The organism is Streptomyces sp. CNQ329 (genome assembly GCF_000482585.1).
The window spans coordinates 134,997-148,910 of record NZ_AXVU01000014.1 but is presented as its reverse complement, the minus strand read 5'-3'; the positions used below and the strand labels follow the sequence as shown (position 1 = coordinate 148,910).

General features: G+C 77.3%; 9 protein-coding genes. 1 reads left to right on the top strand and 8 read right to left on the bottom strand.

Going from position 1 to position 13,914, the window contains the following annotated elements; all coding sequences use genetic code 11:
* Window positions 1-96 precede the first annotated feature (96 nt).
* On the top strand, window positions 97-765 hold the full coding sequence (locus I003_RS0112125) for a potassium channel family protein (protein WP_027771784.1): 669 nt from the start codon (window positions 97-99) through the stop codon (window positions 763-765).
* A gap of 15 nt (window positions 766-780) precedes the next feature.
* Here the strand turns inward: I003_RS0112125 and I003_RS0112120 are convergent, their stop codons facing one another.
* The 8 genes from I003_RS0112120 to I003_RS0112085 all read right to left on the bottom strand — a co-directional run bounded on the left by I003_RS0112120 (window position 781) and on the right by I003_RS0112085 (window position 13,813).
* Window positions 781-1,596: a DUF3159 domain-containing protein gene (locus I003_RS0112120; protein WP_027771783.1), complete on the bottom strand. Its 816-nt coding sequence runs from the start codon at window positions 1,594-1,596 to the stop codon at window positions 781-783.
* A complete protein-coding gene (locus I003_RS0112115; RefSeq protein ID WP_027771782.1) occupies window positions 1,593-1,997 on the bottom strand; it encodes an OB-fold nucleic acid binding domain-containing protein in 405 nt (134 codons plus the stop codon). The genes I003_RS0112120 and I003_RS0112115 overlap by 4 nt, the downstream gene beginning before the upstream one ends.
* A gap of 32 nt (window positions 1,998-2,029) precedes the next feature.
* Window positions 2,030-2,713, bottom strand: coding sequence for a response regulator (locus tag I003_RS0112110; RefSeq protein WP_027771781.1), 684 nt, complete (start codon window positions 2,711-2,713; stop codon window positions 2,030-2,032).
* 80 nt (window positions 2,714-2,793) lie between these two features.
* Entirely contained in the window at window positions 2,794-5,355 is a 2,562-nt protein-coding gene (locus tag I003_RS0112105) for a sensor histidine kinase (RefSeq protein WP_027771780.1), read from the bottom strand.
* A gap of 191 nt (window positions 5,356-5,546) precedes the next feature.
* The gene (locus tag I003_RS0112100) at window positions 5,547-6,317 is read right to left on the bottom strand and encodes an ABC transporter ATP-binding protein (protein WP_027771779.1); all 771 of its coding nucleotides are present in this window, start codon (window positions 6,315-6,317) and stop codon (window positions 5,547-5,549) included.
* Window positions 6,314-7,324 carry an ABC transporter ATP-binding protein gene (locus I003_RS0112095; RefSeq protein ID WP_078563943.1) on the bottom strand — a complete coding sequence of 337 codons (1,011 nt, stop codon included), beginning with the start codon at window positions 7,322-7,324 and terminating at the stop codon, window positions 6,314-6,316. Before I003_RS0112095 ends, I003_RS0112100 begins: the two co-directional genes overlap by 4 nt.
* 103 nt (window positions 7,325-7,427) lie before the next feature.
* Window positions 7,428-10,265 (bottom strand): hypothetical protein, encoded by a 2,838-nt coding sequence (locus I003_RS36420; RefSeq protein WP_027771777.1) that lies wholly within the window; start codon window positions 10,263-10,265, stop codon window positions 7,428-7,430.
* Entirely contained in the window at window positions 10,262-13,813 is a 3,552-nt protein-coding gene (locus tag I003_RS0112085; RefSeq protein WP_486584188.1) for an ABC transporter permease, read from the bottom strand. The genes I003_RS36420 and I003_RS0112085 overlap by 4 nt, the downstream gene beginning before the upstream one ends.
* Window positions 13,814-13,914: the final 101 nt, after the last annotated feature.

Here is a 13,914-nt window from a genome sequence, read left to right as displayed (position 1 = left end):
CAGCACAGTGAGCGACGCACGCACGGCTGCCCCACCGCACACCACAGACCTACCGCACACACGCCGCGCGGGCGGAGAAGCGAACGGAGCAGCACGGTGAGAGTGGCGATCGCAGGTGCCGGCGCGGTGGGCCGCTCCATCGCGGGCGAGTTGCTGGACAACGGGCACGAAGTGCTGCTCATCGACAAGACGCCCACCGCCATCTCCGTCGAGCGCGTGCCGCGGGCGGAGTGGCTGCTCGCCGACGCCTGTGAGATCGCCTCGCTGGACGAGGCCGCGCTGCAGCGCTGCCACGTGGTCATCGCCGCCACCGGCGACGACAAGGTCAATCTCGTCGTCTCGCTGCTGGCCAAGACCGAGTACGGCGTGCCGCGTGTGGTCGCCCGGGTCAACAATCCGCGCAACGAGTGGCTCTTCACCGAGGCGTGGGGGGTGGACGTCGCGGTCTCCACGCCGCGGCTGATGTCCGCCCTGGTGGAGGAGGCCGTCAGCGTCGGCGACCTGGTCCGGCTGCTCCGCTTCAGCCACGGTGACGCGAACCTGGTCGAGCTGACCCTGCCGGAGGAGTCGGCGCTCACCGGTACCGCCGTCGGTGACGTCGACTGGCCGGCGGATACCACGCTGGTGACGATCATCCGCGGCAGCACGGTCCTCACGCCGAAGCCCGACGACACCCTGGAGGCGGGCGACGAGTTGCTCTTCGTCGCCGCGCAGGCGCGCGAGGAGCAGTTGGAGGAGCTGCTTTCGGTACGGCGCGGAAGCTGACCGGGGCCGGCGGGCCTACTCGGGCTCCGCCGTCTGCCGCGTCTTCTCCCGCTCCGCCCTCTCCCGCTCCTCCTGCGCTTTCTCCTCCGCCTCCATCTCCGCGATCACGTCGATCGGCGGCGGCGCCTGCTTGAGGAAGATGTACGTGAGCGTGACCGCCAGGAGCAGCGGCGGGATCTTCAGCGCCACGATGACCCAGCCGAACTCCTTGGGGTCGGCCCAGAAGTACAGCGGGAAGAGGATCGCGGACTTGGCCAGGAAGATCAGGCCCCAGGCCCAGCTCGCCTTGGAGTACGCCACCTTGCGGCCGGGGTTGCGGGTGCGCCACGAGAGGTTCTCGCGGAACAGCGGGCCGAGGATCAGCCCGATCAGCGGCACGCCGGCGAGCGTGGTGAGGATGTACGCCAGCGCCAGGCCGAGGCCGTAGAGCAGGCCGGGGAGGTAGAAGTCCTTGGCGTTGCCGGTCATCATCGCGAAGACGACGCCGATGGCCACGCCGAAGACGCCGCTGAAGGCGTGCTTGAGGGTGCCGCGGGTGATCAGCCGGGAGAGGCCGAGAAGCAGCGAGACACCGAGCGCGGCGATCGCCGAGGGCTTGACGTCCGAGCCGATGGTGTAGACGAGCACGAAGACGAGCCCGGGGACCGTGGTCTCGACCATGCCGCGGATGCCGCCGAACGCCTCGGCCATGGCGGCCCGGGTGGCGTCGTGCGAGTCGCCCTGCGGTACGCCGGAGGCGGGCCGGTCCGCGTCGTCACCGGTCCCGGGCGGGCCGCCGGTCGCGCCGCTGCCGCCGGTGCGGTCGTCGGCCGGCTTCTCGAATGACGTCACCGCTGCTCCTGTCCGAGGGGTCGCAGTTCGTACTTGGGGTTGAAGAGCACCCGCCGCCCGCGGCTCATGGCGATCCGGCCGGAGGCGGTCAGGCTGCGGCCCGGTTCGATGCCGGTGATGGCGCGGCGGCCGAGCCAGACCAGGTCGAGCGAGTCGGTGCCGTCGAAGAGCTCCGCCTGGAGCGCGGGCACGCCGGCGCGCGGCTGGAGCGTGACGGTGCGCAGACTGCCGGTGACGGTGACGACGGCGCGGTCGTGGCACTGCCGGATCGGCGTGACCTCGGCGGTGTCCTCGTCGGGGGGCAGGGTGTCCTCCGCCGGCGGCTCCGCGGCGCCGGTGATCCGGCCCAGCAGCCGGCGGAGGGGGCCGGCGGGGCGGTCGGCGCTGCGGGCGGGGTCCATGCCCGCAGGGTACCCGCACGGGGCGGTCCGTTTCACTGCTCGAAGCGGTAGCCCATGCCCGGCTCGGTGACGAAGTGGCGCGGGTGGGCGGGGTCGGCCTCCAGCTTGCGGCGGAGCTGGGCCATGTAGACGCGCAGGTAGTTGGTCTCCGTGCCGTACGAGGGCCCCCAGACCTCCTTGAGGAGCTGTTTCTGGCCGACCAGCCGGCCGGCGTTGCGTACCAGCACTTCGAGCAGGTGCCATTCGGTGGGGGTGAGCCGTACGTCGGTGCCGTCGCGGTTGACCTTCTTGGCCGCGAGGTCGACGGTGAAGGCGTCGGTGGTGATGACGGCCAGAGCCTCTTCGGGCGCCGCGGGCTCGGCCCGGCGGACGGCGGCGCGCAGCCGGGCCAGCAGCTCGTCCATGCCGAAGGGCTTGGTCACGTAGTCGTCCGCGCCCGCGTCGAGGGCCTGGACCTTCTCGTCGGAGCTGTGCCGGGCGGAGAGCACCAGGATCGGCACCCGGGTCCAGCCGCGGAGGCCGCGGATGACGTCGACGCCGTCCATGTCGGGCAGCCCGAGGTCCAGAACGATCACGTCGGGGTGGCGGTCGGCGGCGAGCCTGAGCGCGGTGGCGCCGTCCCGGGCGGCGTCGACCTCGTATCTGCGCGCCTTGAGGTTGATGACGAGCGCGCGCACGATCTGCGGCTCGTCGTCGACCACGAGCACCCGGTGCATGGCGGCGCCCTTTCGTCCGTCCGGAGGATGCGGATACCGGTACGGGGAGGGCCCGGCGGTCCCGTACCCGCGCCCGGGCGTCATGTCGCCGCCCGGGCCGGCAGCCCGGCGGGAGCGGACGGGCCGCGGCCCGGGGCGGCCCGCAGCGTGAGCACCATGGTCAGCCCGCCGCCGGGGGTGTCCTCGGCGACGAGGGTGCCGCCCAGCGCCTCGGCGAAGCCGCGGGCGACCGCGAGGCCGAGGCCCACGCCGGCGCCGCGGGGGGCGTCGCCGTAGCGCTGGAAGGGCTCGAAGATGCGGTCCTTGCCGCTGTCGGGGACCCCGCGCCCGCGGTCGACCACGCGCAGTTCGACCCGGCCGCCGAGGGCGCTGGCCTGCACCAGGACGGGGATGCCGGGCGGGCTGTACGTGACCGCGTTCTCGACGACGTTCGCCACCGAGCGCTCCAGCAGCCCGGCGTCGACGGTGACCATCGGCAGGGTCTCGGGGATCCGCAGCGTCACGCTGCCTTCGGGCACCCCGGCCAGCGCCTTGGGCACCACCTCGTCGAGGTCCACCTCGCGCAGCAGCGGGGTGACGGTGCCGGTCTGCAGCCGGGACATGTCGAGGAGGTTGCCCACGAGGGCGTCGAGCCGGTCGGCGCCCGCCTCGATGGCCGCGAGCAGTTCCGCCTCGTCCTCCTGCGACCACGCCACGTCGTCGGAGCGCAGCGAGGTGACGGCGGCCTTGATGGCGGCGAGCGGGGTGCGCAGGTCGTGGCTGACGGCGGCGAGGAGCGCGGTGCGGATGCGGTTGCCCTCGGCCAGCTTGCGGGCCTCCACGGCCTCGGCGGCCAGCCGCTGCCGCTCCAGTACGACGGCCGCCTGGGCGGCGAACGCGCCGAGCACCCGCCGGTCGGCGGCGGGCAGCTTGCGGCCGGTGAGCGCGAGGGCCATGTCGTCGCCGACGGGCATGTCGGCGTCCGCGTCGTCCGGCCCCGCGGGCGCGGCGGTGCTGCTGCCGACGCGGCCGACGCAGGTCCAGCCGTCCTCGCCGCGCAGCCGCTCGAAGAGCGCCACGGACTCCATGCCGAACGTCTCGCGCACCCGGTCCAGCAGCGACTCCAGCGACGCCTCGCCGCGCAGGACGCTGCCCGCCAGCAGCGACAGCACCTCGGACTCGGCACGCAGCCGCACCGCCTGGGAGGTGCGGCGGGCGGCGAGGTCGACGACGGAGGCCACCGCGACGGCGACCGCGAAGAAGACGACGAGGGCGACGATGTTGCGCGCGTCGGCGATGGTGAAGGTCTCGACGGGCGGGGTGGAGTAGTAGTTCAGCAGCAGCGAGCCGGCCGCGGCGGAGGCCAGCGCGGGCAGCGTGCCTCCGAGGAGGGCCGCCAGCACGGTGGCGAAGAGGAACAGCAGCACCTCGTTGGCCAGCCCGAGGCCCCGGTCGAGCAGCAGCATCATCCCGGTGAGCAGCACGGGGCCGGCCAGGCCGAAGAGCCAGCCGGCGACGATCCGGCCGCGGCCGAGGCGGGCGCCGCGGGAGATCGGCAGCCCGCGGCCCTGGGCGACCTCGCCGTGGGTGACGATGTGCACGTCGAGGTCGGGTCCCGACTCGCGGGCGACGGTGGCCCCGACGCCGGGGCCGAAGACGTACTGCCACGCCTTGCGGCGGCTGGAGCCCAGCACGATCTGGGTGGCGTTGACGCCGCGCGCGAACTCCAGCAGGGCGTCCGGCACGTCGTCGCCGATGACGTGGTGGAACGTACCGCCCAGGTCCTCGACCAGGGTGCGCTGGACGGCCAGTTCCTCGGGGGAGGCGGTGTTCAGGGGGGTCAGGCCGTCGCTGCGGGAGATGGAGACGGCCATGATCTCGCCGCCCGCGCCCTTCGTCGCCAGGCGCGCGCCGCGGCGGATGAGGGTACGGCCCTCGGGGCCGCCGGTGATGCCGATGACGATGCGTTCGCGGGCCTGCCAGGTCTCGCGGATGTCGTGTTCGCGGCGGTATTCGCGCAGGTAGTCGTCGACGCGGTCGGCGACCCAGAGCAGCGCCAGCTCGCGCAGGGCGGTGAGGTTGCCGGGGCGGAAGTAATTCGACAGGGCGGCGTCGACCTTGCCGGGGTCGTAGATGTTGCCGTGGGCCATGCGGCGGCGCAGCGCCTCGGGCGACATGTCGACCAGTTCGATCTGGTCGGCCTTGCGGACCACGGCGTCCGGTACGGTCTCCCGCTGCCGTACGCCGGTGATGTTCTCCACGACGTCCCCCAGCGACTCCAGGTGCTGGATGTTGACGGTCGATATGACGTCGATGCCGGCGCGCAGCAGCTCCTTGACGTCCTGCCAGCGCTTCTCGTTGCGGGAGCCGGGGACGTTGGTGTGCGCCATCTCGTCGACGAGCGCGACGGCGGGGCGGCGGGAGAGGACGGCGTCCACGTCCATCTCGGTGAACCGCGTGCCACGGTGGTCCAGCTCGCGGCGCGGGATCTGCTCCAGGCCGTGCAGCAGCACCTCGGTGCGCGGCCGGTCGTGGTGCTCGACGAAGCCGATGACGACGTCGGTGCCGCGTTCCAGCCGGCGGTGCGCCTCGCAGAGCATCGCGTAGGTCTTGCCCACGCCCGGCGCCGCGCCCAGGTAGATCCGCAGCCTGCCCCGTGTCATGAATCGATCGTCCGTCCGCTGACGTGCATGTCGCACCGTCGAGCGTACGACCGCGGGGGCGGTCCCGGGGTGCCCGGCGCGGACGCGGGACCGGACCTTGACGCATCCCTGACGGGGCGGAGTGCGTGCCGTACGGGCCCGGGAGCGGCCGGGAACGGGACGGGGGCCGGGTCCGGCGCGGGGCGTGCGCGTCAGGCCGTGGACGGCTCCGGGGCCGGGCCCGGGTCCGAGTGGTCCGTGATCGTGCCGTCGCGCAGCTCCAGCACCCGGTCCGCGAGGTCCAGCAGCGCCGCGTCGTGCGTGGCCACCAGCGCCGTGACGTCCTCGCTGCGCACCACCGCCCGCAGCAGTTCCATCACCGCGTGCCCCGTCTCGGCGTCCAGTTGCCCCGTCGGTTCGTCCGCGATGATCAGCGCCGGCCGGTTCGCCAGCGCCCGGGCGATCGCCACCCGCTGCTGCTGCCCGCCGGACAGCTCCCCGGGCCGCTGAGCGGCGTGGTCGGCGAGGCCGACCAGCGCGAGCAGCAGCTCCACCCGCTCCTCGCGCTCGCGCGGCGGCACCTTGCGCAGCCGCATCGGCACCCCGACGTTCTCCGCCGCGGACAGGATCGGGATCAGCCCGAACGACTGGAAGACCAGCCCGATCCGGTCCCGTCGCAGCGCCAGCAGCTCCGCCTCGCCGAGCCCGGACAGCGCCACGCCGTCCAGCTCGATACGCCCGGAGTCGGCGACGTCGAGGCCCGCGACGAGGTTCAGCAGGGTCGTCTTGCCGGATCCCGACCGCCCCTTCAGCGCCACCAGTTCGCCGCGCGGCACGCGCAGCGACACCCCGCGCAGGGCGTGTACGGCGGTGGCGCCGCTGCCGTAGGTGCGATGCAGGTCCTCGACGACGACCATGGCGTCGCCGGGGCCCGCCGCCCGCTCCCGTACCGCCGTGCCCTCTCTGCCGGTGTCCTCGCTCATGAGTCCTCCCCCTCGTCGTGCCCGTCGCCGGGCCGCTCGCCCGGTCCGTCCGGCTCCCCGCCGGCCCGCCACACCCCGACGTGGTCCGGCTCCGCGGTCAGCCGGACCCGTCGTCGCAGACCGTACCGCTCGACGTACTCGCGCGGGAGCTGCAGCCTGCCGACCCGGTCGAGGACGGCGTACTCCGCGGCCGTCAGCTCCTCGTCACGCAGGGTCTCTGCGGCGGTACGGCCGTCGCGGATCTGCACCGTGCGGCGGACCTGGCGGGAGACCAGCGGGTCGTGGGTGACGACGAGGACGGTGGTGGCCAGTTCCTCGTTGGCACGGCGCAGCGCGGCGAAGACCTGCTCGCCGCTCGCGGTGTCCAGTTCCCCGGTCGGCTCGTCGGCCAGCAGTACCCGCGGCCGGTTGGCGGCGGCGACCGCCACGGCGACGCGCTGCTGCTCGCCGCCGGAGAGTTCCGCGGGGCGGCGGTCGGCGCAGTCCCCGGCGCCGAGGGCGTCGAGGAGGTCGGCGGCCCGGGCGGCGCGCTCGCGGCGGGGGACGCGGGCGTACGTCAGGGGCAGCGCCACGTTCTCCCGGGCGGTCAGGTACGGCAGCAGGTTGCGGGCGGTCTGCTGCCAGACGAAGCCGACGGTACGGCGCCGGTACGCCAGCCGCTCGCGGCGGCCCATGGCGAGCAGGTCGTGGCCGGCGACGCGGGCGCGCCCCGCGGTGGGGACGTCGAGGCCGGAGAGGATGCCGAGGAGGGTGGACTTGCCGGAGCCGGAGGCGCCGACGAGCGCCGTCATCTCCCCGTCGGCGACGGTGAGATCGAGGCCCTGGAGCGCCTGCACCTCGACGCCCCCGGTGTGGAAGATGCGGACGAGGTTGTCGCAGTCGACGACGGGCTCGCGGCGCCCCGCCGCGGGGGCTGCCCCGGCGGCGCGGGCGGCGCGCTCCAGCTCGGCGAGGTCGGGGGGCGGGCCGGCGGCGGGGATGGGGGCCGGGGTGCGGGGTTCGGTCACGCGGACCTCCTGGGGCGGGTCCTCCGGGGTGGTCGGGGCTGCGCGGTGGGGCGCACGGCGCGGGCGGCCGGTCGTGTGTCTCCCGGCGCCGGGCAGGGCGACGTCATCGGTCCTCCCCCACGCGCAGGGCCGTCAGGCGGCGGGTGCGGCGGGTGGTCACCGCGTCGGCCGCCACCGCCGTGGCGACGAGGGCGAGCATGCCGAGGGTCAGGGCGGTGGTGAGGAGGTGGTCGGGGCGGTGGGGCGGGCCTGCCGGGCCTGCGGTGAGCGGCTGGAGGTCCAGCGCCGGGCCCAGGGCCGCGGGCAGCGCGAGGCCCAGGGCGAGGCCGCCGGCCGCGGCGGCGAGGGCGAGCGGGGCGAGTTGCAGGGCGCCCAGGGTGAGGGCGCCGCGGCGGTCGAGGCCGAGGAGGCGCAGGTACGCGGTGGTGCGGGCGCGCTCCGGGGCGGAGAGCAGCAGTTCCACGAGCAGCGTCAGCAGCGCCAGCGCGGCGGCCAGTGCCGCGCACAGGACGTGGGCGCCCCGGATCGCGCCGAGCACGCCGTCGTCGCCGTCCTCCGCGCGCTCCTCCGCGGCGATCAGCAGGTGCCCGTACGGGCTGCCGTACCCGGTGCCCGGCGCGGCGGCGCGCAGGGCGGCGGGGGTGGCGTCGCCGTAGTACAGGACCGCGGCCGTGCCGCGGGGTGTCCGCGCGGCACGCTCCCGGTCCGCGGCGGCCAGCGCGGCGGTGTCGGCGAGCAGCAGCGGGCGGTCCTCGCCCGGCGCCGCGCCGCGCGCCCCGTACAGCGGGCCGAAGGCCGCGTCCCGCACCGGTCCGTCGTCGAGCCGCCCCGCGACGCGCACCCGCACCCCGGGCCACTCCGTCTCGTAGGTCTCTCCGGTACGGGCCTCCCCCCGCTCCCCGCCGGCCAGGACCGGCAGCACCAGCCGCCCGGCGCCGTCCCGCCGCGGGGCCCCCAGCCCGGCGACCGCCGCCGCCGCTGCCGAGCCGGGGTCGGCCCGGCGCAGCGCGGCGCCGTCGACGGCGAGCACGTCGGCGCCGCGCTGCCCGAGGCCGGTGGCGGCGCTGGTCAGGTCGGTGCGTACGAGCCGGACCCGCACCGCCCCCGCCACCCCGGGGGCGCGGCGCAGCGCCTCGTCGGCTGCGGGGGTGCGGGCCTCGATGAGCACGGCGTCGGCGCCGCCGGTCCGCCAGGCGAGGGCGTCGCGGCGGCCCTCCTCGACGGTGCCGGTGACGAGACCGCCGAAGACCGCGGCGCCCAGGGTGGTGACGAGTACGAGCAGCGCCGCCACCGCGGCGGGCGCGTCGCGGGCGGCGCGGGTGAGCGCCAGCAGGCCGAGCGGGCCGCGGCGGCGGGCCGCGAGACGGGCGAGCAGGCGCAGCGGCGGCGGGTAGGCCCGGATCAGCAGCACCACGACCGCCAGCCCGCACAGCACCGGCACCGCCGCGACCAGCGGGTCCGACGCGCTGTTCCCCGCAGTGCCGCGTACGCGCAGCGCCACGACGCCGGCGGCGGCGAGGAGCAGCACCGCGGCCTCCGCGGTCAGCCGCCGCCCCGGGCCCGCCGGGCGGACCCTCCGGCCGGCCCGGCGGTCCCGCACAGCCGCGAAGGTCAGCACCGGCAGCACCAGCCACGCCGCACCCGCGACCGCGACCGCCGGCCACACCGAGGGGGACGCCCCGGCCGGGAGCGCCGACCGCGCGGCGGCGTACCCCGCCGCCAGCCCGGCGCCCGCGACGGGCGCGTACTGCGCGGCGCGGGAGAGCGCGACGCCCGTCGCGGAGGCGCCGCGGGCGCGCCGCAGCCGGTGTTCGCCGAGCCGCCGGCGCACGGCGAGCCGGGCGGTGACGAGGGCCGCGACGAGGCCGACGCCGACGACGGAGGCGACGGCGAAGGAGACGACGGTGGACGCCTGGTCCCACTCGGCGGTGAAGTCGCGGACGAGCGGCTGTACGTCGTCGGTGCGAGCCGGGTTCCGGGCGGGGTGGGAGCCGTAGATGCACGGCGCGCCGCCGCCGGCGCTTGCGCAGAAGTTGTCGGCCGAGGCGCGGTCGTACGCGGCGAGGGCGCGGATCAGCTTCTCGCGGCCGTCGTCGCCGGCGAAGCGGGCGGCGGCCTCGTCGCGCTCCTCGTCCCGCTCGCCCACCTCCAGCCGGAGCCGCCATTCGACGGTGAGCTGCGGCAGCCCGCGGTCCAGCAGGGCGTCGAGCGCGCCGGGGGCGATGAGCGCCCGGGCCTCGGCGGGCCCGCGGCCGGCGGGGAGCGGAACGGCGAGGAGCGGGTGGCTGCGCCAGAAGCGGTCGGCGGGGTCGGGGCGGAGGATGCCGGTGACGACGACGGAGGTGTCGAGCCGGGCGACGCGCGGGGTCAGTGCCAGCCTCTGGCCGAGGCGCAGGCCGAGCGCGTCGCGGGTGCGGGCGGAGACGGCGATCTCGACGGGGTCGCCGGGGCCGGTGGCGCGGGGCGGCCGGCCGGCGGCGTAGCCGCCGGGGCCGGGGGCCTCGCCGGTGTGGAGGAGGGACAGGGCGGCGGTGCCGCGGGGGGCGTCGAGGGTGGCGGCGGGGACGACGACCTGGTGCCGGGAGGTGTCGAGGAGGCCGTCGAGGGCGTCGGGGGAGCCGTTGGTCACGTCCTGCCCGGCCGCCTCCAGGTCCCCGGCGACGCGGGTCCTGCCCTCCCCCGACGGCCCGATGACCGGCTGGCCGAACGTCACGGTACGGGTGAGCAGGGGGCGCTGATCCTGCGCCGCGTCGATCCGGTCGACGAGCGCGCGGCCGGCGGCCCGGTCGAGCAGCGGGGGCGCGGCGGTGGCGACGGCGGCGAGGAGCGCGACGAGCGCACCGAGGCAGACGAGCGCGGGCAGGTCGGCGCGGGCTTCGCGCCAGGCGCGGGGTCCGAGGGGGCCGCGGCCGGGACGGGGTGGGCGGTCCGCGAACCTCATTCGTCCCCCGCCCGCAGTACCCGTGCCAGGTCCGTGCGGGCCAGCGCCCGCGCCGTCGCGGTGACCGCCAGGCAGATCAGCGCCGTCGCCACCGCGGCCACCGCCGCCACCCGCAGCCACGGCACCGCCACCGCCAGGTCCGGGTGCACGGCCGCCCCGGTCTCGGTGACCGTCACCGCCGGCACCACCGCCGCCGCGAGCGCCACACCCGTCGCCGTGCCCACGGCGGCGGCGAACGCCGCGACGCAGAGCTGCTCCGTCCACAGCAGCGCCGTCAACTGCCGCGTTCGTACGCCGAGTGCCCGCAGCAGCGCGAACTCGCGCGCCCGCGCCCGGACGGCCAGCACGCTGTGCAGCGCGAAGCCGACGACGGCGAACGGCGGGGCCAGCACCAGGCACAGCCACAGTGCTCCGTCCGTGCCCTCCCGCAGCGGCGATGCCGCCAGCCGGGCCCGCTCCCCCGGCACGTCGCGCGCCGTGCCCAGCTCCGGCCGCGCCCCGACGGCGGCGCGCGCGGCGCCCGCGTCGCCGTCGCGGGCGGCCAGCCACCAGTGCGACTCCCTCGGCGGGTCGAGCCCGGCCCGTACGAGATACGCCGCCAGCACCCGGGTGTCCACCAGCAGCCGCCCCCGCCGCGGGTCGGTGCCGGGAACGGCGTCGACGCTGCCGACGACCTTCGCGCGCAGCTCGGTGCCGCCGGGCAGTCCGGCCCGCAGGGTCTCGCCGACCTCCGCCTGGCCCGCGGCGAGCAGCGGGCCGGTGGCCAGTACGGGCACGGGCCGCGGCTTGCCCTGCCCGGTGAGGCCGAGCCGGAGCTGCCAGCTCAGCCACTCGTCGGGCAGCGAGGTGTCCGGGCCGCGCAGCACGCCGTCGAAGAGCACGCCGGGACCGGTGCGTACCTCGCAGAGCACGTACCCGGTGGCGCGGCGCGGCGGCATGCCGCGCGTCGGCGCCGGCGTGCGGCCGGGGCAGCCCGCGAGGCCGCGGTCCGGCCGCTCGCCGCCGATGAGGTCCTGCCAGCGGGCGCCGCGCGCGGCGCCCGCGACGTCGTCGATCGTCAGCCGGTACGTGCGCTGCGTGTTCTCCTCCGCGGTGTTCAGCCGGAGCCCGGTGAGCCGCAGGGGGTGCTGGTACCCGCCGAGCGGGATGCTCATCCGGTGCGCCCGGCCGTCGGCGGGCGGCAGGACGCCGGAGACGGTGTGCGCGAGGCCGTCGGCGTCCTCCAGGGTGGCGGTGAGCGTGAACGGCTCGGCGGTGCCGGGGCCGTCCGCGTCGAGCCGTACGCGCATGCCGAGGGCGTCGGGGCGGCCGGGCAGCGGCAGCCCGTGGGCCGGCGCCGGTTCGCCGCCGCCGAGCGCGGCGAGCGCGTCGTACGGCAGGCCGCCGCCCTCCCGTACGGCGGGCACGGGGCCCGCGGCGGCGCCGGTACGGAGCGTCGGCAGCACCTCCGCGGAGTCCAGCGCCGTCATCCCCGCGAACGAGGTGCCCACCGTGACGTCCCAGTCCACCACCGGCGTGACCGCGGCGACGCCCGGCAGCCGGCCGTAACGCCCGTGGCGCTCCGCGCGGGGCGCGAACCCCGCGCCCTCCTGCCCGGCCTCGACGCTCAGGTCGGCGCCGACCGCGAACGCGGCCTGGTCGCGGTCGCCGCGCTCCAGCACCGCGAGGGCGGTGGCGCCGAGCGCGGCGATGGCCAGCGCGAGGGCGACGAGCAGCGCGGGACCGGCGTGCCCGGCCGCCCGGCGGCCCAGGTGCCAGCTTCCCAGCGGCAGGACGAGGCCGGCGGAGCGGCGGGCGAGCCGGTCGGCGGCGCGGGCGGCGAGCGGCAGCAGGCGCAGCGCCAGCAGCACGGTCGCGGCGGTGAGGGCGACGGGCGCGAGCACGACGACGGGGTCGACGGTGCCGGAGTCGGCGACCGGCGTGCGGTACGTGACCAGTTGCAGCCAGCCGGCCGCGGCGATCCCGGCCAGCGCCAGGTCCGCACCCGCCCGCTGGTACGCCGCCAGCCGCGGGACCCGCCGCCGCAGCCGGGCCGCCGCCCCCCGGTCCCGCGCGGCGCGGGCGACCGGCGTCAGCGCGGCGGCGGCGTGCACGGCCAGCGCCAGGGCGGCCACCGTCCAGCCCGCCCCGGTGGCGGCACTGCCCGGCACCGGCCCGTCGAGCAGCCCGGCGTCCGCCAACGCGCGCAGCAGCGGGCCCGCCAGATACGGCGCCGCCAGCGCGGCGGGCAGCGCCACCGCCGCCCACTGCGCCGCCGCGCCGCCGACGAGCCGCACGGACCCGGCGCCGCGGCTGCCGAGCAGCACCTGCTCGGCGGCGCGGTGCCGGGCGAGCCGCCGGGCCGTCAGGACCAGCGAGGCCAGTGCCAGCGACGCGAGCAGGGCCACCGGCAGGTACGCACCCGCTCGCGCGACGGCCACGGGCACGTCCAACTGCCGCAGCGCGTACGGCAGGTCGGCGTCGGCCCGCACGCCGTCGAGAACCGCGGAACGTGCGGAGGTGCCGTGGCCGAAAACCACCCGTTCAGCGTCGCCGCCGGTCAGCGCGAGGGCGCGCTCGCGCAGCGGCCCGACCTGCCCGAGCCGCAGCCGCCGGGCGTCGGGCACGGCGAGCCACACGGCGGTGGCGTCACCGCGGAGGAGCGGCTGCGCGGCGAAGGCGTGCTGCCCGACGAGCCCGACGCTGTCGGGGGTGCCGAAGGTGCCGGTGAGGTCCTGCCAGAAGGGGGCATCGGCATCACGCGGGACGTAGAGCCCGGACACCCGCAGACGCAGCGGCTGCACCGCGGCGTCGCCCGCCGCCCCGGCGGCGCCGGGCGTGCCGCCCCCGTCGCCGGGCCCGGCCTCGGTGCCCGCCCCGGAGCCGCCGTCGCGGGCGCCGTCCCCGCCGCCTGCGCCGGGCGCGGTATCCGCCCGGCCGGACGCGCGGCGGTCGCCGGCCGCGCTGTCGTCCCCCGGGCCGGAGCCCTGCGCGCCGGTGTCCTCGTCGCCGCCCAGGGTGAAGCCGTCGCCCGTGGTCAGGCCCAGCCGCGCCGCGTATCCCTGGTCGAGGGCGACCTCCACGGGCTCCCCGGCCGCCGCCCGGTCCGGGCCCGCGGCCCGCGGCCACTCCCCCGCCGTCAGCCGCGCCTGCCGGCCGGCGTCCTGCGCCCACAGCAGCGACAGACCCACCGCGCCCCGCCCGCCGACGCCGCTCCCGGCCACGGGCAACTGCTGCTCCCGCGCCGCCGGCGCCCGCACCAGCCGCGTCGTACGGTGCGGCACCTCCCCGTACGTACGCGCCAGCGCACCCCGCACCGGCCCGTCCGCGCGCGCCACGGCCTCCGGGTCGTACGCGCCGCTGATCCGCACCGCCGCATCCGGATCCGCCGCGAGCCGCTCCCGGGCACCGGTCTCGGCGGTCTGCTCGGCGACCGCGACGAGCGCGGCGAGGACGGTGACGGCCAGTAACAGGGCGAGCCCGGCGGCGGCCAGCACGAGGCCGTGGTGCGCGCTCTGCCGCAGGACGGGCGGAAGCCGACGCCCCGGCCGCGCGACGATCCCGGTCAAACGGTCCCCCCAGTCCCGGTTGCCGGGAGAATAAGCGAGCCACCACGCCCCGGGCAGCCCCGGAACCCGCCGTCACCGCTTCGTTACGCGCGTGCCGGCCG